General features: G+C 71.6%; 23 protein-coding genes. 12 read left to right on the forward strand and 11 right to left on the reverse strand.

The genetic code is table 11. The features are described 5' to 3' along the window. Nucleotides 1-29 precede the first annotated feature (29 nt). The 6 genes from tsaE to trxA all read left to right on the forward strand — a co-directional run bounded on the left by tsaE (nt 30) and on the right by trxA (nt 9,044). A complete protein-coding gene (gene tsaE, locus QSJ97_RS10470) occupies nt 30-533 on the forward strand; it encodes a tRNA (adenosine(37)-N6)-threonylcarbamoyltransferase complex ATPase subunit type 1 TsaE (RefSeq protein ID WP_285671702.1) in 504 nt (167 codons plus the stop codon). Then, nucleotides 530-1,564, forward strand: a complete 1,035-nt coding sequence (locus tag QSJ97_RS10475; RefSeq protein ID WP_285671703.1) for an aminoglycoside phosphotransferase family protein — start codon at nt 530-532, stop codon at nt 1,562-1,564. The genes tsaE and QSJ97_RS10475 overlap by 4 nt, the downstream gene beginning before the upstream one ends. Beyond that, nucleotides 1,557-2,273 carry a nucleotidyltransferase family protein gene (locus QSJ97_RS10480; RefSeq protein WP_285671704.1) on the forward strand — a complete coding sequence of 239 codons (717 nt, stop codon included), beginning with the start codon at nt 1,557-1,559 and terminating at the stop codon, nt 2,271-2,273. The genes QSJ97_RS10475 and QSJ97_RS10480 overlap by 8 nt, the downstream gene beginning before the upstream one ends. Beyond that, nucleotides 2,270-5,236 carry a double-strand break repair protein AddB gene (gene addB / locus QSJ97_RS10485; RefSeq protein WP_285671705.1) on the forward strand — a complete coding sequence of 989 codons (2,967 nt, stop codon included), beginning with the start codon at nt 2,270-2,272 and terminating at the stop codon, nt 5,234-5,236. Before QSJ97_RS10480 ends, addB begins: the two co-directional genes overlap by 4 nt. Next, nucleotides 5,233-8,631: a double-strand break repair helicase AddA gene (addA, locus tag QSJ97_RS10490; protein ID WP_285671706.1), complete on the forward strand. Its 3,399-nt coding sequence runs from the start codon at nt 5,233-5,235 to the stop codon at nt 8,629-8,631. The genes addB and addA overlap by 4 nt, the downstream gene beginning before the upstream one ends. Before the next feature lie 92 nt (nt 8,632-8,723). Beyond that, complete coding sequence (gene trxA / locus QSJ97_RS10495) at nt 8,724-9,044, forward strand: thioredoxin (RefSeq protein ID WP_285671707.1); 321 nt, start codon at nt 8,724-8,726, stop codon at nt 9,042-9,044. A gap of 30 nt (nt 9,045-9,074) precedes the next feature. Here trxA and QSJ97_RS10500 read toward each other — a convergent pair whose 3' ends face one another. Continuing rightward, on the reverse strand, nt 9,075-9,767 hold the full coding sequence (locus QSJ97_RS10500; protein ID WP_285671708.1) for a winged helix-turn-helix transcriptional regulator: 693 nt from the start codon (nt 9,765-9,767) through the stop codon (nt 9,075-9,077). Between the two features lie 169 nt (nt 9,768-9,936). Here QSJ97_RS10500 and QSJ97_RS10505 point away from each other — a divergent pair, with 169 nt between their 5' ends. Next, the gene (locus QSJ97_RS10505; RefSeq protein ID WP_285671709.1) at nt 9,937-10,218 is read left to right on the forward strand and encodes a DUF4242 domain-containing protein; all 282 of its coding nucleotides are present in this window, start codon (nt 9,937-9,939) and stop codon (nt 10,216-10,218) included. A gap of 2 nt (nt 10,219-10,220) precedes the next feature. Here the strand turns inward: QSJ97_RS10505 and QSJ97_RS10510 are convergent, their stop codons facing one another. From QSJ97_RS10510 to QSJ97_RS10525, 4 genes are all read right to left on the reverse strand, one after another. After that, the gene (locus tag QSJ97_RS10510; RefSeq protein WP_285671710.1) at nt 10,221-11,525 is read right to left on the reverse strand and encodes a bifunctional folylpolyglutamate synthase/dihydrofolate synthase; all 1,305 of its coding nucleotides are present in this window, start codon (nt 11,523-11,525) and stop codon (nt 10,221-10,223) included. Continuing rightward, the gene (gene accD / locus QSJ97_RS10515; protein WP_285671711.1) at nt 11,522-12,475 is read right to left on the reverse strand and encodes an acetyl-CoA carboxylase, carboxyltransferase subunit beta; all 954 of its coding nucleotides are present in this window, start codon (nt 12,473-12,475) and stop codon (nt 11,522-11,524) included. Before accD ends, QSJ97_RS10510 begins: the two co-directional genes overlap by 4 nt. A 98-nt stretch (nt 12,476-12,573) precedes the next feature. Continuing rightward, nucleotides 12,574-12,978: a (R)-mandelonitrile lyase gene (locus QSJ97_RS10520; protein WP_285671712.1), complete on the reverse strand. Its 405-nt coding sequence runs from the start codon at nt 12,976-12,978 to the stop codon at nt 12,574-12,576. A gap of 21 nt (nt 12,979-12,999) precedes the next feature. Continuing rightward, a complete protein-coding gene (locus QSJ97_RS10525) occupies nt 13,000-13,980 on the reverse strand; it encodes an AEC family transporter (RefSeq protein WP_285671713.1) in 981 nt (326 codons plus the stop codon). A gap of 178 nt (nt 13,981-14,158) precedes the next feature. Between QSJ97_RS10525 and QSJ97_RS10530 the strand changes: the two genes are divergently transcribed. Next, the gene (locus QSJ97_RS10530; RefSeq protein WP_285671714.1) at nt 14,159-15,031 is read left to right on the forward strand and encodes a branched-chain amino acid aminotransferase; all 873 of its coding nucleotides are present in this window, start codon (nt 14,159-14,161) and stop codon (nt 15,029-15,031) included. A gap of 12 nt (nt 15,032-15,043) precedes the next feature. Here QSJ97_RS10530 and QSJ97_RS10535 read toward each other — a convergent pair whose 3' ends face one another. The 5 genes from QSJ97_RS10535 to QSJ97_RS10555 all read right to left on the reverse strand — a co-directional run bounded on the left by QSJ97_RS10535 (nt 15,044) and on the right by QSJ97_RS10555 (nt 19,427). Further along, complete coding sequence (locus QSJ97_RS10535) at nt 15,044-15,814, reverse strand: VPLPA-CTERM sorting domain-containing protein (protein WP_285671715.1); 771 nt, start codon at nt 15,812-15,814, stop codon at nt 15,044-15,046. A gap of 193 nt (nt 15,815-16,007) precedes the next feature. Further along, nucleotides 16,008-16,637, reverse strand: coding sequence for a pyridoxamine 5'-phosphate oxidase family protein (locus QSJ97_RS10540; protein WP_285671716.1), 630 nt, complete (start codon nt 16,635-16,637; stop codon nt 16,008-16,010). Further along, entirely contained in the window at nt 16,627-17,418 is a 792-nt protein-coding gene (trpA, locus tag QSJ97_RS10545; RefSeq protein WP_285671717.1) for a tryptophan synthase subunit alpha, read from the reverse strand. Before trpA ends, QSJ97_RS10540 begins: the two co-directional genes overlap by 11 nt. A gap of 137 nt (nt 17,419-17,555) precedes the next feature. Further along, nucleotides 17,556-17,969, reverse strand: a complete 414-nt coding sequence (locus tag QSJ97_RS10550; protein ID WP_285671718.1) for a YodC family protein — start codon at nt 17,967-17,969, stop codon at nt 17,556-17,558. Between the two features lie 117 nt (nt 17,970-18,086). Then, entirely contained in the window at nt 18,087-19,427 is a 1,341-nt protein-coding gene (locus QSJ97_RS10555; RefSeq protein WP_285671719.1) for an SAM-dependent methyltransferase, read from the reverse strand. A gap of 152 nt (nt 19,428-19,579) precedes the next feature. Here QSJ97_RS10555 and QSJ97_RS10560 point away from each other — a divergent pair, with 152 nt between their 5' ends. Further along, nucleotides 19,580-21,508, forward strand: a complete 1,929-nt coding sequence (locus tag QSJ97_RS10560; protein WP_285671720.1) for an acyl CoA:acetate/3-ketoacid CoA transferase — start codon at nt 19,580-19,582, stop codon at nt 21,506-21,508. Between the two features lie 13 nt (nt 21,509-21,521). On the opposite strand, the gene QSJ97_RS10565 is transcribed toward QSJ97_RS10560, so the two are convergent. Continuing rightward, the gene (locus tag QSJ97_RS10565; protein ID WP_285671721.1) at nt 21,522-22,229 is read right to left on the reverse strand and encodes a lytic transglycosylase domain-containing protein; all 708 of its coding nucleotides are present in this window, start codon (nt 22,227-22,229) and stop codon (nt 21,522-21,524) included. 373 nt (nt 22,230-22,602) lie between these two features. On the opposite strand from QSJ97_RS10565, the gene QSJ97_RS10570 reads away from it, so the two are divergent. The 3 genes from QSJ97_RS10570 (at nt 22,603) to cpaB (ending at nt 24,282) form a co-directional block, all read left to right on the forward strand. Further along, entirely contained in the window at nt 22,603-22,821 is a 219-nt protein-coding gene (locus QSJ97_RS10570; RefSeq protein WP_285671722.1) for a hypothetical protein, read from the forward strand. 293 nt (nt 22,822-23,114) lie between these two features. Beyond that, complete coding sequence (locus QSJ97_RS10575) at nt 23,115-23,297, forward strand: hypothetical protein (protein WP_285671723.1); 183 nt, start codon at nt 23,115-23,117, stop codon at nt 23,295-23,297. 127 nt (nt 23,298-23,424) lie between these two features. Continuing rightward, nucleotides 23,425-24,282, forward strand: coding sequence for a Flp pilus assembly protein CpaB (gene cpaB, locus QSJ97_RS10580; protein ID WP_285671724.1), 858 nt, complete (start codon nt 23,425-23,427; stop codon nt 24,280-24,282). Nucleotides 24,283-24,389: the final 107 nt, after the last annotated feature.

Consider the following 24,389-nt stretch of genomic DNA (forward strand, 5'->3'; position numbering starts at 1 on the left):
CCCCGCCGCGCGCGCTAACACGGGAGCCCATGAGCCTGCCCGACCCCAACCTCGCCCCGGCGCTCCACCCGGTCCGCCTGCCCGACGAGACGGCCACCGCAGCCTTCGGCGCGGCGCTTGCCGCGGCGCTCCGCCCGGGCGACTGCGTGACGCTGACCGGCCCGCTCGGCGCCGGCAAGTCGGCGCTGGCCCGCGCGGTGATCCGGGCCGCTCTCGGCGCGCCGGGGCTCGAGGTGCCCTCGCCCAGCTACACCCTCGTCAATGTCTACGGCGAGGGTGACGGGCCGGAAATCTGGCATGCCGATCTCTACCGGCTCGGCAGCGCCGAGGAGGCACTGGAGCTCGGTCTCGACGAGGCGCTCTCGGAGGCCATCCTGCTGATCGAGTGGCCGGACCGGATGGGCACCGCCCTGCCCGCGCGCCGGCTGGAGATCACCATCGAGGTCGCGCCGGACGAGGCCCGGCTGCTCACGCTCACGCCCGTCGGCCCCGGCTGGGCCGCTATCGCCGCCGCGCCGGAGGATCGCCCGTGACCCTTGCCGCCACCGGGGTCTCCGCCCGCATCTCCGGGTTTCTCGACCGTGCCGGCTGGGGCGCGGCAGCGCTCGCGCCGCTCGCCGGAGACGCCTCGGCCCGGCGCTATCTCCGCCTCGCAATGGGGGCCGACCGCGCGGTCCTGATGGATGCGCCGCCCGCCGCCGGGGAGGATATCCGCCCCTTCGCCGCGGTCACCGGCTGGCTGCGCGCGGCCGGGCTGTCGGCGCCGGAAATCCTCGCCGCCGATGCCGAGGCGGGGCTGCTGCTGCTCGAGGATCTGGGCGATGCGCTCCTGGCCCGGGTCGCCGCGGCGGAGTCCGCCGCCGAGCCCGCGCTCTATGCCGCGGCGGTCGATCTCCTGGCCGCTGCCCTGCCGACCCCTCCGGACAGTCTCGCGCCCTATGACATGGCCGTGCTGCAGCGGGAGGCGGGGCTGGCGCTCGACTGGTATCTCGCGGCCGGCGACGTGCCGCCCGCCCGCGATATGCGTGCGGAATACGAGGAGCTGCTGGCCGAGGCCCTGGCCACGGTCGCCGGGGCCCGCGATACGCTTGTCCTCCGCGACTACCACGCGGAGAACCTGATCTGGCTGCCGGATCGCGCCGGGCCGGCCAGGGTCGGGCTGCTCGACTATCAGGACGCGCTGGCCGGCCACGCCGCCTACGATCTCGTCTCGCTGCTCGAGGATGCCCGCCGCGACACCGCGCCGGAGCTGCAGGCGGCGATGCGCGCACGCTATCTGGATGCGCGGCCCGATCTCGATCGCGAGAGCTTCGCCGCCGCCTATGCCGCCCTCGGCGCCCAGCGCAACCTCAAGATCGTCGGCATCTTCGCGCGCCTCTGCCTGCGCGACGGCAAGCCGCGCTATCTTGAGCTGATTCCCCGGGTCTGGAGGCATCTGGCGCGGGATCTCTCCCATCCCGCGCTGGCGCCGCTCGCGGACTGGGTGGCGCGCCGCCTGCCGCCGCCCGAGCCTGCCCGGCTGGCCCGGCTCGCCGCCCTCGAGGGGGCCCGCGCCGATGTCTGAGGCAGGCGCGCTCCGGGCCGCCATGGTGCTTTCGGCCGGGTTCGGCACCCGGATGCGCCCGCTCACCGAGCACATGCCGAAGGCGATGGTGCCGGTCGCCGGACGGGCGCTGGTCGACCGCGCGCTCGACCGGGTCGCGGAGGCCGGCATTCCGCGCGCGGTGGTCAATCTCCACTACATGGGTGCGATGCTGCGCAGCCATCTCGCGGGTCGCGCATCCCCGGAGATCGCCTTCTCCGAGGAGCAGCCGGAGATCCTCGACACCGGCGGCGGCATCCGCCAGGCGCTGCCGATGCTGGGGGCGGCCCCGTTCTTCGCGGTGAACTCCGACGCCGTCTGGGCCGGCGCGAACCCGCTCGACCGGCTGCGCGCGGCCTGGGGCGGCGAGCCCGCCTGCCTGCTGCTGGTGCCGCGGGAGCGCGCGCGCGGCTACACCCGTGCGGGGGACTTCTTCCTCGCGCCCGGGGGCCATCTCGCCCGCCGCGGCAGCGCCGAGAGCGCGCCCTATGTCTATACCGGCGCGCAGATCCTCTCGCCGGAAGCCTTCGAGGGCACCGGGCCGGGCGCCTTCTCGCTCAACCCGGTCTGGGACCGCCTGATCGCCGAGGGCCGCCTGCGCGGCGTGGTCTATGACGGGCTCTGGGCCGATGTCGGCACACCCGCCGGGATCGCCGCGGCCGAGGCCGCGCTGACGGAGGCCGGGCAATGAGCCTCTACACCCTGCCGCTCGGGGTCGAGGTGGCCAATGGGTTCGCCCGGGGCTTCCAGGCGCGCTTTGGCGGCGAGGATCCGCTGCTGGTGGCGCGCAGCACGATCTACGCCAACACACCGCGCGCGCTGCGGCGCATCGAGGCGGCGCTGGCCGAGGCGGCGGATGGCTCGGCGCTGCTGCCGCGCCTCCGGGTTCTGGGCGATCTCGGCGCCGACCCGCTGGCCCTGCCCGGATTGCCCGCCGCCCCGGACCCGCTGCGCCGGCACCTGCGGCTGATCCGCCTGGTCGAAGGCTATCTTCGGGCCACCGGCGGCAGCGGCCCGCCCCCTGCCGCAGCCCCGGCGCTGGCCGAGGGGCTGGCGGGGCTCCTCGACGAGCTCGACGAGGCCGGGCTCGACGGCGCCGCCCTGCACCGCCTGGCCGCGGCGCCGGAGGCCGAGACCCATGCCGCGCACTGGCAGCAGCTGCTCGGCTTCGTGGAGATCGTGACCGAAGCCTGGCCGGCGATCCGCGCCGAGGCCGAGGGCGGCGCGCCCGATCCGAAGGCGCGGCAGCGCCTCGCCGTCGCCGCACAGCTCGCCGCCTGGGAGGCCGCGCCCCCCGCCGAGCCGGTGATCGCCGCCGGATCGACCGGCGCCGTCGGCACCACTGCCGAGCTGATGGCCGCGATCGCCCGCCTGCCGCGCGGCGCGGTGGTGCTGCCGGGGCTCGACGCCGAACTTCCGGATGCGGTCTGGGACGAGATCGCCGCCGGCCGCGCGCCGGAGCATCCGCAGGCGCCCTTTGCCAACATCCTGACCCGGCTCGGATGCCGCCCGGCCGATGCCGTGCCCTGGGTCGAGACGCCGCCCCCGGTGCCGGCGCGGGCGCGCCTGTTGCGGGAGGCCTTCCGCCCGGCGCCTGTCACCGATGCCTGGATCGCCGCCGCCCCGGCCCTGGCCGCCGAGGCCGAGGCGGCGGTTGCCGGGCTCGGACTGGTCGAGGCCGGGCATCCGCGGGAGGAGGCGGGGGCCATCGCGGTCGCGATCCGGCAGGCGCTGGAGGTGCCGGGCCGCCATGTCGCGCTCGTCACCCCGGACGCTGCGCTGGCCCGGCGGGTCACGGCCGAGCTTGCGCGCTTTGCCGTGCTGCCGGACGATTCGCTCGGGCGGCCGCTGGCCGGCACCCCGCCGGCGGTGTTCCTGCGCCTGATCGCCGAGGTCGCCGCCGGGGCGCCAGACCCGGTGCGCCTCGCCGGGCTGCTCGGGCATCCGCTGATGCGCGCGGGCCGGTCCCGCGCGGCGCATCTGGCGCTCGCCCGGCGCTATGAGCGCAAGGTGCTCCGGGCCCATCCCGCGCTGGAGGCGGCGCCGGGCACACTGCCGCCATGGCCGGAGGACGATGCGGCGGCGGCCGCGCTCGCCGAGGACGAAACCCCGGAAGCCGAGCGCTGGCGCGCCGAGATCGCGGCGGCGCTGGCGCCCCTTGTCGAAGCGCTGGCGGCAGGCGCCCCGCTCGCGGCGCTGGTGGCGGCGCTGGTGCAGGCCGCGGAGGCGCTCAGCCGCGACGCGCCGGAGGCCGAGCCACTGGTCTGGCAGCGCTCGGCGGGGGCGGCCGTGCATGCGCTCGTGCAGCGGCTGGCCGGCCATGCCGATGCCCATGGCGAGGCGCCCGTCGCCGCCTTCCCGGCGCTGCTGGCCGAGCTCCTGGGACAGGCCGAGCTTCGCCCGGACCCGGCGGCACCCCATCCACGGGTATCGATCCTCGGCCCGCGCGAGGCGCGCACCCATCCGGCGGATCTGGTGATACTCGCCGGCCTCACCGAGGGCACCTGGCCCGCGCTGCCGGCACCGGATCCCTGGCTCAGCCGGCCGATGCGGGCGGCATTGGGGCTGCCCTCTCCGGAGGCGCGGATCGGTCTCGCCGCGCATGACCTCGCCCATGCGCTGCACCGGGCGGAGGTGCTGCTCACCCGCCCAGCCCGGCGCGACGGCGCGCCCGCCCTGCCCTCGCGCTGGCTGGTGCGGCTCGAGAACCTGCTGGCCGGGCTCGACGGCGGCGCGGCACTGGATGCCATGCGTGCGCGCGGAGCGGCGCTGGTAACCGCCGCGCGCACGATGCACCGGCCGGCGGCGACGCTGCCCCCGGCGACGCGTCCGCGGCCGAGCCCGCCCGCCTCGGCGCGGCCGCGCAAGCTCTCGGTGACCGATGTCGAGACGCTGGTGGCGGACCCCTACGCGATCTATGCCAAGCGCGTGCTGCGGCTCTTGCCGCTCGACCCGCTCGGCCGCCCGCCCGGCGCGATCGACCGCGGGCAGGTGCTGCACAAGGTCTTCGAGCGTTTCGTGGCGGAGACCGCCGATGCCCTGCCCGAACCGGCCGAGGCGGCGGCCCGGCTGGTGGCCACGGCGGATGCGGTGCTCGCCGAGGAGATCCCCTGGCCCGACCGGCGGCGGCTCTGGCGCGGCCGCATCGCGCGCGTCGCGGGCTGGTTCGTCGGCAAGGAGCTGGAACGGCGCGCCGCGGGCGCACCCGCGCTGAGGGAGGCTGCCGGGCGGCACCGCCTCGCCACCCCCGCCGGCATGGTGGAGCTCACCGCACGGGCCGACCGGATCGACCTCTGCGGGCCGGGCGCCGCGGTCTACGACTACAAGGCGGGCCAGCCGCCATCGCCGAAGCAGATCGCCGCCGGGCGCAACCAGCAGCTCCACATCCAGGCGGCGATGCTGGCGGCGGGCGGCTTCAAGGGCATCGCGCCGCTGCCGGCGCTCCGCGGCGCCTATATCGGCCTCGCCGGCAAGGAGGAGCCGGTCGAGAACCTCGACGAGACGGTGACCGAACACATGGCGCATCTGGCGGAGCTGCTCGGGCACTACCTCACCGACACGCCCTTCGTGGCGCGCGCACGCCCCGATCTCGCCCATGAGGAGGGTGACTACGACCATCTCTCGCGCCGCGCCGAATGGGATCCGAGCCTGTGAGCCGCCAGGGCCCCACGCCGGCACAGGCCGAGGCCGCCGATCCCGCCAGCTCTGCCTGGGTGAGCGCCAATGCCGGCTCCGGCAAGACCCGGGTGCTGGCCGAACGCGTGGCGCGCCTGCTGCTCGCGGGCGAGGCGCCGGAGCGGATCCTCTGCCTGACCTACACCCGCGCCGCCGCGGTGGAGATGCAGAGCCGCCTGTTCCGCATGCTCGGCGGCTGGACCATGGCACCCGACGCGGCGCTGGCCGAGGATCTCGAGCGGCTCTCCGGCGGCACGGCCCCTGCCGGTGCGGCGGCGCTGGCCCGGGCGCGGCGCCTCTTCGCCGCGGCGCTGGAGACCCCGGGCGGGCTCAAGATCCAGACCATCCACGCCTTCTGCACGCAGCTCCTCCAGCGCTTCCCGCTCGAGGCGGGCGTCTCGCAGCGCTTCACCGTGCTCGACGACCGCGACACCGCCCAGATCGTGGCCGAGATCTGCCGCCAGCTCGCGCTCGCGGCGGAGGCTGGCGAGGCCGGGACCGGTTTCGACGCGGTGGCGGCGCGGCTCTCCGACGAGCTCTTCGACAGCCTCGTCAAGGCGGTGCTGGCGGCGCGCCCGGCCTTTGCGGCGCCGCTCCGGGAGGAGGACCTCGCCCGGCTGTTCGGGGCGGAGGCGCTGCTACCGCGGGCAGAGATCGTCGCCCGGGCGCTGGCCGAGGTGGACTGGCCGGCACTCACCGGTCTCGGCGCGGCCATGGCAGCGGCGGGCAAGAGCATGGGCAGGCCCGGTGCGCTGATCGCCGAAGCTGCGGAACGGGCCGCGCGCGAGCCGGAGGCGGCGCTGGAAGCGCTTCAGGCCGTTTTCCTCACCGACAAGTTCGAGCCCCGCAAACGCGGGCGCTTCCCCACAAAGGCGGTGCTCGAAGCCGTGCCGGCCGGCGACGCGCTCACCGACGAGATGATCGCCTGGGCGGTTGCGGTGCGCGCACGGCTGAACGGCGCCGAGATGGCCGCCCGGACCCGCGACCTGCACCGTTTCGCCGCCGCTCTGATCGGCCGCTACGAGGCCGCCAAGGCCGCCCGCGGCGCGCTGGATTTCGCCGACCTCGTGGCCCGCGCCGCAGCGCTGCTGACCCGGGCCGAGACCCGCGCCTGGGTGCTCTACCGGCTCGACCGCGGCATCGGGCATATCCTCGTCGACGAGGCGCAGGACACCGCCCCCGAGCAGTGGCAGGTGGTGGCGGCGATCGCGGAGGAGTTCTTCGCCGGCGACGCGGGCCAGGCGGTCCGGCGCACGCTCTTCGCGGTGGGAGACGAGAAGCAGTCGATCTACTCCTTCCAGGGCGCCGATCCGGCGAGTTTCGAACGGATGCGGGCCGGCTTCGCCGCGCGGCTCTCGGGGCTCGGCGAGGCGCTGGCCGAGCCGGCGCTGGTCACCTCCTTCCGCTCGGCGCCGGGGATCCTGCGCTTCGTCGACACGGTCTTCGCCGAGGGCGCGGAAACGCTGACCAGCCGCGGCGCGGTCACGCATGAGGCGAGCCGCCGCGAGGACGGCGCGCGGATCGATCTCTGGCCGCTGATCGAGCCGGATACCGCGAAGGCCGATCCCCCTGCCTGGTGGGAGCCCGCCGCCGCGGCGCCCAATCCGCGGCCGAAGGCACAGCTCGCGGCGCTGCTGGCCGACGAGATCGCCCGGATGGTGGCGGGGCAGCGCCAGCCATCGCGCGGCGGCCGGCCGGGCGCGCCGGTGACGCCGGGCGACATCCTCGTGCTGGTGCGCAAGCGCGATCTCCTGGCGCAGGACCTGATCCGCGGGCTCAAGGAGCGCGGCGTGCCGGTGGCGGGCGCGGACCGGCTGTCGCTCTCGGCGGGGCTCGCAGTGAAGGACCTGCTGGCGCTTCTCAAGGTGGCGCTGCTGCCGGAGGACGATCTCTCGCTCGCCGCGGTGCTGCGCTCGCCGCTCTTCGACATCTCCGAGGCCGCGCTCTTCGCCCTCGCCCATGGCCGCGAGGGCCGGCTCTGGGATGCGCTGATGGCGGCGCCGGACCATGCCGGGGCGGCGGCGCTGCTCTCCGACATCGCGGCGCAGGCGGATTTCCTGCGGCCCTACGAGCTGCTGGAACGGGTGCTGATCCGCCATGGCGGGCGGCGCCGGCTGGTCGCCCGGCTGGGGCCGGAGGCGGAAGACCTCGTGGACGAGCTGCTCGACCAGGCGCTGGCCTTCGAGGCGGCGCAGGTGCCCACGCTGGCCGGCTTCGTCGCCTGGATCGAGGCCGCCGAGCTCTCGATCAAGCGCGAGATGGAGGCCGCCGGCGGCGCGGTGCGGGTGATGACCGTGCATGGCGCCAAGGGGCTGGAGGCGCCGGTCGTGATCCTCGCCGATACGGTGCACCAGCGCGAGACCGGCACGCGCAGCCCGGTGCTGCCGGCCGAGGGCGGCGGGCCTGCGCTCTGGATGCCGAAGCGCGCCGAGGAAGACCCGCTCGCCGCCGCCACCCGCGAGGCCCATGCGGCGCGGGCCGAGGCGGAACAGGACCGGCTGCTCTATGTCGCGCTGACCCGGGCCGAGGACTGGCTGATCCTCTGCGGCGCGGGGGCCGAGGGGACCGCCAGGAATAGCTGGTATGGCCGGCTCGAGGCGGCCATGAAGGCGCTCCACGCGGCAGCCCTGCCGGCGCCCGGCGGCGAGCCCGGCGCGGAAATGCTCCGGCTGGAAGACCGCCCGGTGCCGGCCCCGGAGGCCGCCACCGACACCCGCATCCCGGAGCCCGCCCTGCCCATCGCTCTGCCCGGCCCCGCGCCGGCGGAGCCCCGCGAGATCCGCCGCACGCCCTCGGAGCTGCTGGGCGCCGGCGAGCCCTCCGGCGGCACCGGGCGCGGACGCGAGGCGGCGCTCGCCCATGGCCGCGCGGTCCACCGCCTGCTGGAGCTGCTGCCGGAGGCGCCGGCCGAGGGCCGCCCCGCGCTGGCCGCTCGGTTGCTGGCGGCGGAGATGCCGGCGCTCGATGCCGCCGCCCGGGCGGCGGCCCTCTCCGAGGCGGAGGCGGTGCTCGCGGCGCCCTGGGCGGCGGAGGTGTTCGGCCCCGGGAGCCTCGCGGAGGCGGCCATCGCGCTCGATCTGCCGGCGCTCTCGCGCCGGCGCATGCTCGGGCGGATCGACCGGCTCATGGTTGCCCCCGCGCACGTCCTCGTGATCGACATCAAGACCGACCGTCTGGTGCCGGACCGGCCCGGAGAGGTGGGCGCGCCCTATCTCGCGCAGCTCGGCGCCTATGCCGCCGCGCTCGCGCCGATCTGGCCCGGCAGAGAGGTCCGCGCGGCGTTTCTCTGGTCGGCTGGCTGCGCGCTGATGGAGGTCCCGCCGGGGCTGCTCGAGGCCGCGCTGGCCCGTGCGGCCGATGCCCCGCCCGCTTGATAAACCCGCCCCGCGCTCATAGGTTGGTCGCTCGCGATTGGCGTCGACCGTCCGGTTCCTCATCGGCGGCGACTTCTGAGGAGGCAAGATCGATGACGACCATGGCAGTCACCGATGCAAGTTTCGAGACTGACGTGCTGCGGGCGGATACCCCCGTGGTGGTCGATTTCTGGGCCGAGTGGTGCGGGCCCTGCAAGCAGATCGGGCCGGCGCTCGAGGAGATCGCGTCCGAGCTGGACGGCAAGGTGCGCATCGCCAAGGTGAACATCGACGACAACCCGAATGCGCCCTCGAAATACGGCGTGCGCGGCATCCCGACGCTGCTGATCTTCAAGGGCGGCGAGCTGGTCGACCGCAAGGTCGGCGCGGACAGTAAGTCCGGCATCGCCAACTGGATCGAGAGCGCGATCTGAGCGCTCTCCCCGGTCTCCCGGCGCACCGCGTCAGGAGACCATGCGCTTCTCGCGCGCGAAGGGGCTGAGCCCGAGCCAGTCCTGCATCCCTCCGGCAATCTCGCTGTCTCCGAACATTTCGATGCGCGAATGTTCGGCCCGAACAGTGGTGAGCCCCATCCAGATCCCCGTCATGGTGCGCAGGTCCGTGGTCACATGGAGATCGACCTCGAAGCCCGGATCGCTCCAACAGAGATCGACCGTGCCGTCCGGCTCGACACAAAGCCACCAGGTGCGCTTCGAGGCCGGCAGCTCGGGATAGGTGATCTGGATCACCACGCGCCGTTTCGGCAGCGGGCGCGGATCCAGGTTGCGGCGCATGTCCCACATCAGGAGCGACGGGTCCAGATTCCGCAGCGATGCCCGCGACTCCACCCAGCGCTGGCCCCAGCCACCCACGGCCATGACCACCCCCTCGAGATCGCGCCCCGCCTCGGTCAGCCGGTATTCCATCATGCCGGACTCCCCGTGAACCGGGCGGCGCTCGACGACGCCAGCCTCCTGCAGCTCGCGCAGCCGTTGCGAGAGCAGCGTCGGCGACATCCGCGGCAGGCCGCGGCGAAGATCGTTGAACCGGGTCGAGCCGGCGATCAGCTCGCGGAGCAGAACCAGGGTCCAGCGGGTGCAGAGGATCTCCGCCGCCATCGAGACGGGGCAGAACTGCTTGTAGCCGGCTTGGGACATGGTCGGCTCCTTCCTTCCCTAACGGAACGAGCCTAGCGGCGACCTTTGGGCGGCTCCAGTACGGAAACTGTATCGCCCGCTCCAGTTCCCGCACTGGATGCTCCGCCGCGCCGCGCCCAGCATGGACGGCACCGGGGCAGCCGCTCCGCCATCAGAGAGGAGAGACGCGATGACCTACAAGCGCTACGTGATCGAGCGGGACCTGCCGGACGTCGGCAGCCTCGGGGAAACCGAGATCGCCGGGGCGGCGGAGACCTCCAATGGCGCACTGGCCGAACTTGCGCCCGAGGTGCAGTGGATCGAGAGCTTCGTCGCCGCCGACAAGACCTTCTGCATCTATCTCGCGCAGGGCGAGGAGGCGATCCGGACCCATGCCGAGCGCAGCGGCTTCCCGGCGAGCCGGATCACCGAGATCGCGCGGGTGATCGACCCGACCACCGCGCAGGCCTGAGCTCAGCCGGCGTCCCGCAGCACCGCGCCGGCGAGGTAGAGCGAGCCGCAGATCAGCACGCGGAGCGGTGCTGCGGGCGCTGCCGCGGCGATCCGCTCGAGCGCCTCGGCGACCGACCCCGCGGGCTCCGCGGCGATGCCGGACTGCCGGGCGATTTCCGCCAGCCGCTCGGCCGGGATCGCGGCCTCGGAGTCGGGGATCGTCACCGTGACGGCACCGGCGGCCTGCGGCGCGAGGCCGCGCAGGAAGGCATCCGCCTCCTTGGTGTCGAGCATTCCCGTCACCAGCCAGAGCGGCGCCGGTGCGCGGGCGGCGATCTCCCCGAGCGTCGCGGCGATCGCCTCGGCCGCCGCCGGGTTGTGCCCGCCATCGAGCCAGAGCTCGGCGCCGGCGGGCAGCAGGTCGAGCAGCGGGCCGCGCAGCCGCTGCATCCGCGCCGGCCATTCGGCATTGCCGAGCGCCGCCTGCGGATCGCCCTGCCCCAGCGCCCGCAGCGCCGCGATCGCGATGCCGGCATTCTCCACCTGATGCGGGCCGGCCAGGCGCGGCGGGTCGAGATCGAGCAGTCCGTCGCCGTCCTGGAAGACCAGCCGGCCGGCCTCGCGGCGGACATCCCAGTCCTCGCCCGCGACGATCAGCGGCGCGCCGACCGCCTCGGCCCGGGCGCGGATCGCCTGCATCGCCTGATCGGGCTGGCGGCCGACGATGCAGGGCACGCCCCGCTTCAGGATCCCGGCCTTCTCGCCGGCGATCTCCGCCAGCGTCTCGCCAAGATACTGCTGGTGGTCGAGCGCGACCGGCGTGATCACCGTGAGCCGCGGCCGGTCGATGACATTGGTGGCATCGAGCCGCCCGCCGAGCCCGACCTCGAGCAGCAGGTGATCCGCCGGCTCCCGCGCGAAGGCGAGCAGCGCCGCCGCGGTGGTGATCTCGAAGAAGGTGATCGGCACGCCGCCGTTGACCGCCTCGCATTCCTCGAGCAACGCCGCGAGATCGGGTTCGGGGATCAGCCCGCCGGCAAGCCGGATGCGCTCGTGAAAGCGCGCGAGATGCGGCGAGGTATAGGCCTGCACGCGCTGCCCGGCGCCTTCGAGCCCGGCGCGCAGCATGGCGGTGACGGAGCCCTTGCCGTTGGTGCCCGCGACATGGATCACCGGGGCCAGCCGGCGCTCGGGATGATCCAGCCGCACCAGCAGCTGCTCGATGCGGTCGAGCGTCAGGTCGATGATCTTGGGGTGGAGTTCGAGCAGCCGGGCGAGGATCGCGTCGGAGCGAGGCGCCGCCGCGGCGACGGAGCCCGCGCTCATGCCGCGCCGCCGTCCGGCGCCGGCGGGGCTGCCTCCGCGGTCCCGGCCATGGCGGCGCGCTCCTCGGCCGGCGCGGCGGTGATCTCGCCATGCACCATCGGCGGGCGGCGCATCAGCAGGTGGAGGATACGGGCGATCTCCTCGCGGAGCTTCGTGCGCTCCACCACCCGGTCGATCATGCCGTGGTCGAGCAGGTATTCCGAGCGCTGGAAGCCCTCGGGCAGGGTCTCGCGGATGGTCTGCTCGATCACCCGCGGCCCGGCGAAGCAGATCAGCGCGTCGGGCTCGGCGATCTGCACATCGCCCAGCATGGCATAGGAGGCGGTGACGCCGCCGGTGGTCGGATGGGTCAGCACGACGATGTAGGGCAGCCCCGCCTCGCGCACCATGTCGACGGCCACCGTGGTGCGCGGCATCTGCATGAGGCTGAGGATGCCCTCCTGCATGCGCGCGCCGCCGGCTGCGGTGAAGGCGATCAGCGGCCGCCCGCCCTCCACTGCCGCGCGGGCCGCCGCCAGCATCGCATTGCCGACATGTAGCCCCATCGAGCCGGCCATGAAGGAGAAGTCCTGCGCCGCGGCGACCACCTCGAGTCCGTAGAGCTTGCCGATGCCGACCAGCATCGCCTCGTGCTCGCCGGTGCGGCGGCGGGCCTCCTTGAGCCGGTCGGAATAGCGCTTCTCGTCGCGGAAGGAGAGCGGGTCGGCGATCGGCTCCTCGACCTCCACCTCGGTGAAGAGCCCGCCATCGAAGAAGGCATTGAAGCGCGGGCGCGGCGCGATCGCCATGTGGTGGTTGCAGCCCGGGCAGACGTTCTGGTTGTCCGCCAGCTCGCGGTGGAAGATCATCTGCCCGCAGGCTTCGCATTTCGCCCAGAGGTTTTCCGGCATCTCGCGACGCTGGAAGAAGGACTTGATCTTCGGCGGGACGAAATCGGTGATCCAGTTCATGACGCGCCTTCGCTTGCGGTGTGGCTGCTAGATAGCGAGCGTGCCGCACGGGTGCAATGCGGGCAGGCGCGGTTGCGTCACCCGCCGCGGCCCGGCCCTCAGCCTTGCGCGGCCGCGTATTCCGCCTCGCTGACCGGATCGAGCCATGTGACGGCAGCATCGCCCTCGACATGCTGCAGCGCCAGATGGCACATCGCATGGCCCGCCGCCGCGCCGTGCCAGTGCTCCTCGCCGGGCGGGATCCAGACGCTGTCGCCCTCGCGGATCAGCCGCGCCGGCGCGCCGCGGGCCTGCACCAGCCCGATGCCCGAAAGGACATGCAGGGTCTGCCCCAGGGGGTGCGTGTGCCAGTGGGTGCGGGCGCCGGGTGCGAAGCTCACCTTGAGCGCGGCGAGCGGCGGCGCGGTCGGCGTGCGGGCCACCGGCTCCTGCCAGACCTGCCCGGTGAAATAGTCGGCCGGCGCCGGGCGCGTGCCGGCCTCTGCGGCGGTGGTGATCTCCATGGCGCGGCTCCTTCTCCTCGGTCAGCCCCCGAGGGGCGCGACGGCGATGCCGCCGCCGGAAAGGTATCCGGCCTTCAGCGCATAGAGCAAGACGGAGACGGTCGCCACCGAGAGCACGGTGGTGGCGAGCACGGTGGCCGAGGCGCGCTCGATCCAGACCCCGTATTGCTGCGCGATGACGAAGACATTGGTCGCCGTCGGCAGCGAGGCGAGCAGCACCGCGGTCAGCATCCAGGCCGGATCGACCCCGCCGACCATGGACAGCGCGACGAACATCGCCGCCGGATGAAGGACGAGCTTGATCGGCACGATATAGACCAGCCCGAGCGGCACGCGCTTCACCGGCCGGAGCGCCAGTGTCACGCCCATGGCGAAGAGCGCGCAGGGCGCCGCCGCCTGCGCAAGGTAGTCGATCAGCCGCTGCACCGGATCGGGCAGCGCGGCATCGGCGAAGGCCAGCCCGACGCCCACCGCGGTGGCCAGGATGAAGGGATGCAGCGCGATCTTCGCGATCACATCCAGCACCAGCTGGCCGATCCCGCCGCGCCGGGCCCCCGACATCGCCATCATCGCCGGCGCCAGCGCGAAATGCATCATGTTCTCGAAGCAGAAGATCAGCGCCACCGGCACCGCCGCCTGCTCGCCGAAGGCCAGGATCGCCAGCCCCGGACCCATGTAGCCGATATTGCCGTAACCCCCGGCCAGCCCCTGCACCGTCGCCTCGGCGATGTTGCCGCCCGTCGCGACCAGCGCGATGGCGAAGGTGAACGCCAGGATCCCGAAGGTCACCCCGACGGTGGTGAGCACGAAGCTCCAGTTGGTCAGGTCCTCCACCGGGGTCGTGGCCAGCAGCTTGATGAACAGCGCCGGCAGCGCGATGTAGACGATGAAGATGTTGAGCCAGGCCAGCGCCTCGATCGGCTGCGGCTTGATGCGCGCGGTGGCGAAGCCGATGGCGATCAGGCCGAAGAACGGGATAATCAGCGAGACGATTTCGAGCATGGTCGGCCTTTGCGGGAAACGGCTTGCGCGCTGCCATGCCCTCCCGGGAAACGGCGAATAGGACAGCGCCGCTGACTATCTGCGCCGCGCGTCGGCGGTGCAAGGGGCTCTCGCGCCTTGTGATGCGCCGATCCATCGCGCAAGCTGGCGCCAAGACACTGCGACGGGGACCCAACGGATGAACGCGGAACACATCTTGACCTGGATCGACGGGCGCTGGCATCGCGGCAACGTGCCGATCCTCGGCGCGGCGGACCATGCCACCTGGCTCGGCTCGCTGGTCTTCGACGGCGCACGCGCCTTCGAGGGCGTGACGCCGGATCTCGATCTGCACTGCGCGCGCACCAACCGGTCGGCCCGGCGCATGGGGCTCGAGCCGCATCTTACCGATGGCGAGCTGACCGAGGTCGCGCTCGAGGGCGTCGCCGCCTTCCCCGCCGGTTCAGAACTCTATATCCGGCCGATGATCTGGGCCCGCGGCGGCTGCCAGATGATGATCGTGCCGGATGCCGAGACCACGGCAGTGGCGGTCTGCATCGAGGAGAAGCCGATGCCCCCGGGCCCGGTCGGGCTCTCGCTCACCCGCACCCGCTTTCGCCGGCCGACCATCGAATGCATGCCCACCGACGTGAAGGCGGGCTGCCTCTACCCGAACAATGCGCGGATGCTGCGCGAGGCGCGAAGCCGCGGCTTCGACAACGCGGTGGTGCTCGATGCCCTCGGCAATGTCGCCGAGACCGCGACCTCGAACATCTTCCTGGTGCGCGACGGCGAGGTCTTCACGCCGATCCCGACAGGCTGCTTCCTCAACGGGATCACCCGGCAGCGGGTCATCGGGCTGCTGCGGGACGACGGCGTCGCCGTGCACGAGGCCAGCCTGACGCCGGCCGATCTCGATGCCGCGGAGGAGATCTTCACCACCGGCAACGCGACCAAGGTGATGCCGATCACCCGTTTCGAGGATCGCAACCTGCCCTTCGGGCCGATCGCCCGGCGCGCCCGCGAGCTCTACTGGGACTTTGCCCACAGCCGCCTGAAGGTGCCCGCCTGAGGCGCCGGCGGATCAGGCCGCCTGGCGGCGCCGGCGCCGGCCGATCCAGGCCAGCCCGCCGATCGCGGCCAGGCTCATCAGCAGCGCCGGCGGCAGCGGCACGCGGTCATAGCTGATCGAGCCCACCGCGCCGCTGATGTTCGGGAAGGTGATGTCGAACCGCACCACCTCGTCATAGCCCGGAATGCCCGGAGCGGACGAGAAGTTGAACCGGCGGAGCGAATTGTCCCCGGTCTCGGAGCCGAGCACGAGGGTTTCGGCCGCGAGCACGGGAATTCCCGTGCCGGGATCGTCGGCAAAGAAGAAGGTGAAGGTGACCGCCGTGTCCTCGTCGAGATCGATCAGGGTCGCATAGCGGAAGAAGACGCCCGCCGGATCGAGGAAGGTGAATTCGATATCGCCGCCGTCCGGGTCGTCGTTCGGATCGTCGTAGATGCCGCCCGTGGTGCCCGGCGAAGCCGCGACATTCTGCAGGATCAGCACGTTGCCCTGGGGTTCCGTGCCGAAGCTCGGGCCGGTCGCGAGATCGCTGTCGCCGCCGGTGCAGGGCGTGCCCGGGAAATCCGGCCCGCAGCTCGAGTTGAAGATCACCACCGGATCGTTGTTCGGATTGGTCGAGGCTATGGTCACCCCGAAGGCCTCGTCGAACAGACCCTGACCGTCGACGACCTGCCCGGCCACCGGCATGATGCCATCGTCGTCGATCTCGAAATCCAGAACCACGGCCAGGGCACCCTGACCGAACAGCGATGCACCCAGCATCGCGGCAAGAACCGCACGCATGAAACCACCCTTCACAGATACTTACGCACCAGCCGCAAGGGACACCCTCCCCAACACCCTGCTCCGCATGGGCGGACCAGGATCGCGGCCTGTATCTACAGCGTAGTCACAGAAGAATACCCACTTCAAGCGTCAGTTTGATACGCTTTGTCTCGATACCGGAAAGAGATTTCCTCCGGATTACTGCAGCGGGTCAGTAGATTGTCTGGCGCAATCGTTCCGGGTATTCGGCATCATAGGCGGCGCCGTCGATGCCGCCGGTAGACATCCGGCCGAGCATCGAGCCGGTCGAGGGCAGCGCATCCCGCGCGAGCTGGCTGTCCGCCGCCCAGAGCCGGGACCGGGCCAGTGCCTTCTGGCACTGGAAATAGACGCGCTCGGCCGTGACCAGGATCACCGAGCGCGGCGGCTTGCCCTGCATCGCATGGCGCTCGAGCAGGTCCGGCGCCACCGAGATCCGGGCGCGGCCGTTCACGCGGATGGTCTCGCCGATCCCGGGGATCAGGAAGATCAGCGCCACCCGCGGATCGCGCACGATGTTGCGCAGCGAGTCGATCCGGTTGTTGCCCCGCCGATCCGGGAGCGCCAGCGTGTGCCGGTCGATCACATGGGCGACCGGGGCGGGATCGCCGCGGGGCGAGGTATCCAGCCCCTCCGGCCCTGCGGTGGCGAGCACCACGAAGGGCGATGCCTCGATGAAGGCGCGGTAGTCGTCGGAGATGTGGTCGAGTTCCTTGACGCGGCTCGCCTGGCTGGCCTCGCCATAGATCTCCGCGAGCCCGGCCTCGGAGGTGATCAGATCGGCTGCGGGATCAGTCTCCATGGGCCGCGTCCGCGAGGCTGCGGATGAAGGCGAGCACCTCCGCCGGGCTCTCGCCGCGGCCTATCCGCTCGACGATGGCGGAGCCGACCACCACGCCGTCGGCAACCCCGGCGATTTCCGCCGCGCGTTCCGGCGTCTTCACGCCGAAGCCGACGCAGACCGGCAGGCCCGAGGCCTTCTTGATGCGCGCCACCTCGGGCGCCACGGCGACGGCCTCGGCCGCGGCAGCGCCGGTGATGCCGGTGATCGAGACGTAGTAGACGAAGCCCGAGGTGTTGGCGAGCACCGCTGGCAGGCGGGCGTCGTCGGTGGTGGGCGTGGCGAGGCGGATGAAGTCGAGCCCGGCCTCGCGCGCCGGCAGGCAGAGCTCGGCATCCTCTTCCGGCGGCAGGTCGACGACGATCAGCCCGTCGACCCCCGCGGCCTGCGCGGCCGCCAGGAAGGCGCCGACACCCATGGAATAGATCGGGTTGTAGTACCCCATCAGGATGATCGGCGTCTCGCCGTCGGTCTCGCGGAAGGCGCGCACCATCTCGAGCGTGCCGGCGAGGGTCTGCCCGCCCGCGAGCGCGCGCTGGCCGGCGAGCTGGATCGCCGGGCCGTCGGCCATCGGATCGGTGAAGGGGATGCCGAGCTCGATGACGTCGACGCCGGCGCCGGGCAGGCCCGCGAGGATCTCAGCAGAGATGCCGGGATCCGGATCGCCGGCCATCACATAGGCGACGAAAGCCGCCTTGCCCTCCGCGGCACGCAGCGCGAGCCTCGTTCCGATCCGCGACATTCAGGCCTCCCTCGGTGATGTCTCCGTTGCGGCAGGCCGGTTCCCTCGGGGCGCCGGTCGCCGGCCACCTAACTCGCCGCAACGGCGCCGGAGATCAAGCCCGGGCGATGCGCCCGGGCGTCGCGCTCGAATGACGGTCAGTCGTCCTTGCGGAAGTATTTCTTGTCGCGCGGCTTGCCGTCCCAGCCCTGCTTGCGGGGCGGACGATCGTCGCCGCGGTTGTCGTCGCGGTCACGGCCGCGATGGCCGCCGCCGCGATCGTCGCGGTCGCCGCCGCGGAAGCCGCCGCCACCGCCCCGGCCCTGGTAGCCGCCGCGGTCGTCGCGGTCACCGCCGCGGAAGCCGCCGCCACCCCGGCCCTGGTAACCGCCGCGGTCACCGCGGTCCTGCCGGTCCTCGCGAGGTTCGGCCTTGTTGAGCAGCACCGGGTTGAACCGGTCGCGCCCGATCACGCCGTCATTGCACCAGATCGTGGAGACGGCACCGTCCTCGCCCACGCTCTCCACGACCATACGCATGGATCCAGATTTCAGGATCACCAGATCGCCCACGGAGAAATTCGCCATTGGCCTTGAGCCTTTCATCGCCGGGGGGTAACCCGCCGGACATTGTTTTTCACTGCATCATTGCTTGTCTCGCGCCCGTCATTCGGCAACGCGAACCCGCGCCTATACGCCCGCGGCGCCTCCGAGTCCAGCCCCCGCGGCGCGGGACTGCCGCATGGTCGCCGGCAGCGGCGCGCCGTCGAGGCACTCCCAGGCGGTGGCGGCCACCCGATCGGCGAAGGCGGCATCGGCACGGGCGATGCGCTTGGTCTCCTCCATGACATAGTCGCGCACCAGCGGCGCCGCGTCGCGCTCCCGCCCCAGCTGGAGCTGGAAGACCATGCTCGGCCCCTCGAGGAAGGCGCATTCGCAGCCCGAGAGATAGAGCTCCCACATCCGGCAGAAGCGCTCCCCCATGCGCGCCGCGACCTTCGCCCGCCGCTCGGCGAACCGATGCCGCCAGGCGCGCAGGGTAAGCCCGTAGTGACTGCGCCAGATCTCGCAGTCGAGGGTCCAGAGACCCGAGCGCTCCACCGCCGCCACGCTCTCGGAGAGCGAGGGTGCATAGCCGCCGGGGAAGATGTAGCGCCGCAGGAAGGGCGAGGTCGCCCCCGGCGCCGCGCGGGTTCCGATGGCATGGATCAGCGCCAGCCCGCCGGCACGCAGCCGGTCATGGACGATGCGGAAATAGGCCGGCAGGAAATGTGCGCCCACATGCTCGAGCATGCCGACCGAGACGACACGGTCGAAGCCCCCCTCCACCTCGCGATAGTCGCGCCGCTCGAAGCGCACCCGGTCCGCGACGCCGAGGCGCTCGGCGCGGGCGACCGCGAGCCGGTGCTGGCGCTCGGAAAGGGTGACGCCGAGCACCTCGACATCGGCGAGATGCGCGAGATAGAGCGCGAGCCCGCCCCAGCCGCAGCCGATATCGAGCACCCGCTGGCCGTCGCGAATGCCCAGCTTGGCGGCAATGTGGCGCTTCTTGGCGAGCTGCGCCGCGTCGAGCGGCAGCCCCGGCTCCCGGAAATAGCCGCAGGAATACTGCATGTCGCGATCGAGGAAGGTGCGGTAGACCTCGTCGCCGATGTCGTAATGCGCCCTGGCGTTCTGCCGGGCCCTGGCGATCACGTTGTTCTGCTGGAAGCGGCGGAGCCGGCGATGGACCCCGCGCCAGAAGCGCTGGCCCGGCGTCATGTCGAACTGGCGCTTGTTGAGGAAGAAGAGCCGCATCAGGTCGTGGACCGAGCCTTCCTCGACCAGCATGGCTCCGTCCATATAGGCCTCGGCTGCGCCGAGCTCGGGATTCAGCAGGATCCGCCGCGGCGCTGCAGGGTCGGTAAACCTGATCGTGACATGCGGCCCCGGGCCGGCGCCGCCATAGCTGTAATGCCGGCCTTCCGTGTCGATCACCGCAAGGCGCCCGTTCTCGAACGCCCCCTTCAAGACGCTGTCGAGCAGTCGCATGGCGAGCCTCTCCGGACCCAGTTCCTCCCCGATGCACAGTATATATGGCTCCGGCGCGATGCCAAAACAGGACGGTGCGGCAGGCGACCGGGCTTGACCGCCACTCCCGGAGCGGCAACGCTTTCCGAAACGCCTGCCGAGGGAGGGCCGGGATGAAACGCAAGCTGGTGACCGGGGCGGACGCCGCCCGGCTTGTCCAGGACGGCGACACGATCACCACCTCGGGCTTCGTCGGGATCGGCGTGCCGGACGGGCTGCTGTCGGACCTGGCGGCGCGATATGCCGAGACCGGCCACCCGCGGGATCTAACCCTGCTCTTCGCGGCCGGACAGGGCGACGGCCGCGACCGCGGGCTCAACCGGCTGGCGGCGGACGGGCTGCTCGCCCGGGTGATCGGCGGGCACTGGGGGCTGATCCCGAAGATCGGCCAGCTCGCGCTCTCCGACAAGATCGAGGCCTACAACCTGCCCCAGGGCGTGATCACGCATCTCTACCGCGACATCGCCGCCGGCAAGCCGGGCACGCTCACCCATGTCGGCCTCGGCACCTTCGTCGACCCGCGGCTCGAGGGCGGCCGGATCAACGACGTCACCCACGAGGACATCGTCGAGGTGGTGGAGCTCGGCGGCCGCGAGAACCTCTTCTACAGGGCGCGGCCGATCGACGTGGCGCTGCTGCGCGGCACCACCGCCGACGAGGTCGGCAACATCACCATGGAGAAGGAAGCGCTGGTGCTCGACGTGCTCGCCCAGGCGATGGCCGCGCGCAATTCGGGCGGGCTGGTGATCGTCCAGGTGGAGCGGGTGGTGGCCGACCGCACGCTCACGCCGCGCGAGGTGGTGATCCCGGCGGCGCTGGTCGACGCCGTGGTGGTCGCCGCGCCCGAGCATCACCTGCAGACCTATGCCACGGCCTATTCCCACACCTTCACCGGGCGCTACCGCGCGCCCGCCGGCGCCAGCAGGGCGATGGCGCTCGATGCCCGCAAGGTGATCGCGCGGCGCTGCGCCTTCGAGCTGCCGGTCAACGGCGTGGTCAATCTCGGCATCGGCATGCCGGAGGGGGTGGCCGATGTCGCCGGCGAGGAGGGGCTGCTGGAGCATCTGACGCTGACCGCCGAGCCCGGCGTGGTCGGCGGGCAGCCGGCCTCCGGCCTCGATTTCGGCGCCGCGGTCAACACCGATGCGATCATCGCGCAGAACGCGCAATTCGACTTCTATGACGGCGGCGGGCTCGATCTCGCCTGCCTCGGCATGGCCGAGGTGGACGCCGCAGGCAATGTCAACGTCTCGCGCTTCGGGCCGAAGCTCGCGGGCGCCGGCGGCTTCATCAACATCAGCCAGAACGCCCGCAAGGTCGTGTTTGCCGGCACCTTCACCGCCGGCGGGCTCGATGTCGAGACCGGCGGGGGCGGCCTCCGGATCCTGCACGAGGGCCGGGCCGACAAGTTCCGCGCCGCGGTCGAGCAGATCACCTTCTCGGGCCGGCGCGCCAATGCCGTGGGGCAGAAGGTGGTCTATGTCACCGAGCGCTGCGTCTTCGAGCTGGGGGCGGACGGGTTGCGGCTGGTGGAGATCGCGCCCGGCATCGATCTCGAGCGCGACATTCTCGGGCACATGGCGTTCCGCCCGATCATCGACGAGCCGCACGAGATGGATGCCCGCATCTTCACGGACGAGGCGATGGGGCTGAAGACGGAGCTGCTGCGGCTCGACCTCGACGAGCGGTTCGCCCTCGATCCCCAGGGCCGGCGGCTGTTCATCAACTTCGAGAAGCTCCGGGTCCGCACCCAGTCGGATGTCGAGGCGATCCGGTCCCGCGTCGAGACGCTCTGCGCACCGCTCGGCCATCGCGTCGATGTCATCGTCAACTATGACGGCGCCCGCATCGACGAGGACGCCGAGGAAGCCTATTCCGCGATGGTCGCCGATCTCGAGGACCGGTTCTACCACCGGGTCTCGCGCTATTCCGGCTCTGCCTTCATGCGCCTCAAGCTCGGGCGGACGCTGGCCCGGCGCGGACCGGCCCATGTCTTCGAGACCAGCGACGAGGCCCGCGCCTATCTCGAGGGCCGCCTCTGACCGGCCTGTCCGCTCAGGCCCGCGGCGCCCGCACGCTGCGGAACAGGCAGGCCCGGCGCGGCCCTTCCGGCGGGGTCGCGCAGATCGGCTCGGCAGCGACCAGCGCATCGAGAACCAGCACCACATAGTCGCGCGTCTCGGCATAGGGCGGCACGCCCTTGTGGCGCACCACCGCGTTCTCCCCGGCATTGTAGCCGGCGAGCGCTAGCAGGATGTCGCCGTCGAACTTCTTCAGCAGGAAGTCGAGATAGGCCGCACCGCCGGAGAGATTCTCGCCCGGGTTGCGGGAATCGCGCACTCCGAAGCGCTTCGCGGTCGCCGGGATCAGCTGCATCAGCCCGACCGCCCCCTTCGGCGACACCGCGTTGGCATTGCCGGCCGACTCGACCGCGATCACCGCGACCAGCAGGGCCTCCGAGATCTCGTGCCGCCGGGCCGCGGCCTTGATCTCCGCGCCCCATTCCTCGGCGATCCGGCCGACCCGCGCCCGGCTGATCAGCGCCCCGCTCCGCGCGCGTCGGCTGCGCAGGATATCGAGCGGCTCGGCCCAGCGCGGCGGGCTCGCCGCCGACTGTCCGGCCTCCGCGACCTCCCAGAACCAGCCATGATGCTGCTTGCGGCGGGCGGTCGCGCTGCCGCCCTTTCGCTTGGGTGCGAAGCGCTTCGTGCCGCCGCGCGGCGGCCGCACGCTCTGGAAGCCCGTCTTGTCCCAGGCCCGCACGCCGTTCTTCAACCGGGTCGAGCGCGCCTCCGAATCGGCAACACCACCAGCAATGAACATACAAATTGCAACGAAAACCGAGACAAACCGTGCCCAAACGCCTTGTTTCTGCCACATTTTGCCCATCATAGCTCCACAGTTGAATCCCGGCGCACCATGTTTTGACCATGTTTTGTCCGAAGCACCAGAAATCGACGGTCAATTTGCATTGGCCAACGTATTACTGCTTTCGCCGGGCCGGCGACAGGTGATAAAACTCGTTGCAGGGACGAGGCCGGTGTGGAGGCCGCCTCACCTTGCTGCGCCTGGGGTTTGGCGCGGGAGTGTTTTGTTACGAAACCGCAAAACGCCACATGGCCATCTGGAGGGTAATATGACGATCTTTTCTCAGTTCATCCGCGACGAAGCCGGCGCTGTCACCATCGACTGGGTTGCGCTGACCGCTGGCATCCTGCTGCTCGGTATCGCCGTGGTCTACGCGATCTTCGAGACCGGCGTTGTCGACGTCGTGGACACCATCAACAGCGAGCTCTCGAGCGCTGTCGACACCGACCTCGACACCGACTTCGACTCGGGCACCCTGACCCAGTAATCCTCGGGTCGCCCGGCACCGCTTGCCGGGCAGAGGTACCGCAGATCCGGCCGGGAGCGTCGCGCTCCCGGCCGTTTCGTTTTGCCCTGGCACCCGCGACAAATTATCGCCTCTCGATTGATATCACGGTCATCTCCGCAATCTATGCGTGTCAAATCAGGCACTCCCGGGCCCGACCTGCCACCGCAGTCTCACCAAAGCGCTCCAATTCCCGGCGAAAACCCGTTATACGAAAAGATGGAATCTGTCCGGATGCGGCAGCGGGGTGAGACATGATCGGGCTCAAGACATTCATGATGCGCGAAGATGGCGCGGTCTCGGTCGAATGGGTGGCCGCGACGGCGGCACTGATCGTCGTGAGCTCCTTCATGGGCTATTATCTCTTCTTCGGGATCAACGAGATCCGCGAGGAGAACAACACCGACTTCAACCGCGTCCAGACCGGCGAGAGCGCCGGAGGAGGCGGGATCGAGTAACCCGGCGGCAGGCGGCGCTTGATGCCCGCCTCCGCCTGCGTCATAGAACGGGGGGGCCTGTTCCGAGGGCAGACGGCCGATACATCGAGACACGCGCCGGATACGGTCCGGCAAATGGGGCGAAGCCATGAAAATCATCGCAATCCTGGTTCTGATCTTCGGCGTGGCGCTGGCCGGCGGCGCGATCTACTTCGCCTCCACCTATTTCGACGAGTTCGAACGGCGCATGGCGCAGCGCGGCGACACCGGGCCGAAGATGGTCAACATCGTCGTCGCGAAGAACCAGCTCCGCTATGGCGCGGTGCTCGACGGCAAGGACCTGCGGTGGCAGGCCTGGCCGGAGGACGCCCTGCCCCAGGGCGCCTTCACCGAGGCGGAGGCCCTGCTGGGCGACAAGGACGCCCCCAAGAAGGACAGGATGCGCGTGGTGCTGCGGCAGATCGAGCCGGGCGAACCGATCCTCGAGGCGAAGGTATCGGGCTTCGGCGCCCGCCAGCGTCTCGCGATGCAGCTCGCGGAGGGCAAGCGCGCCTTCACGATCCGGGTCGACTCGGTCTCGGGCGTCGCCGGCTTCATCAACCCGGGCGACCGGGTCGACGTGCTGATGATCCGGAACGCCGGCCGCGGCAATCTCGAGAGCAATGTCGTCCTGCAGAACGTGCTGGTGATCGCGGTCGACCACGACACCAACCAGGAAGGCCACCGCCCGAAGAACGCGAGCACCGCGACCGTGGAGGTCACCCCCACCGAGGCGCAGAAGCTGACGCTCGCGCAGAATCTCGGCCGGCTGTCCCTGACGCTGCGGGCGCTGGACAATCACTCCTCGGAAGGCGAGGCGGCCCCCGCCCCGGTGGATGTCCGCGATCTCTTCGGCATCCAGGATGCGCCGACGCCGGCACCGCAGCGCGAGCGCTCCTCGACCTCGGTCACGGTGCGCAAGGCAGGCGAGATCACCGGCCGGCTCAAGTTCCAGGATGCAGAGTAGCCGCAGGCTTGCCACACTGTGCGAGGTTTCCGGCTTAACCGCTTGAGTATTTGTGAGTTTTGATATCTACTCTGCGTAATGCAGAGTACGGGGCTTTGTGCGTTCGC

The sequence above is a fragment of the Paralimibaculum aggregatum genome (assembly GCF_030270585.1).
GTDB lineage: Bacteria > Pseudomonadota > Alphaproteobacteria > Rhodobacterales > Rhodobacteraceae > Thermohalobaculum > Thermohalobaculum aggregatum.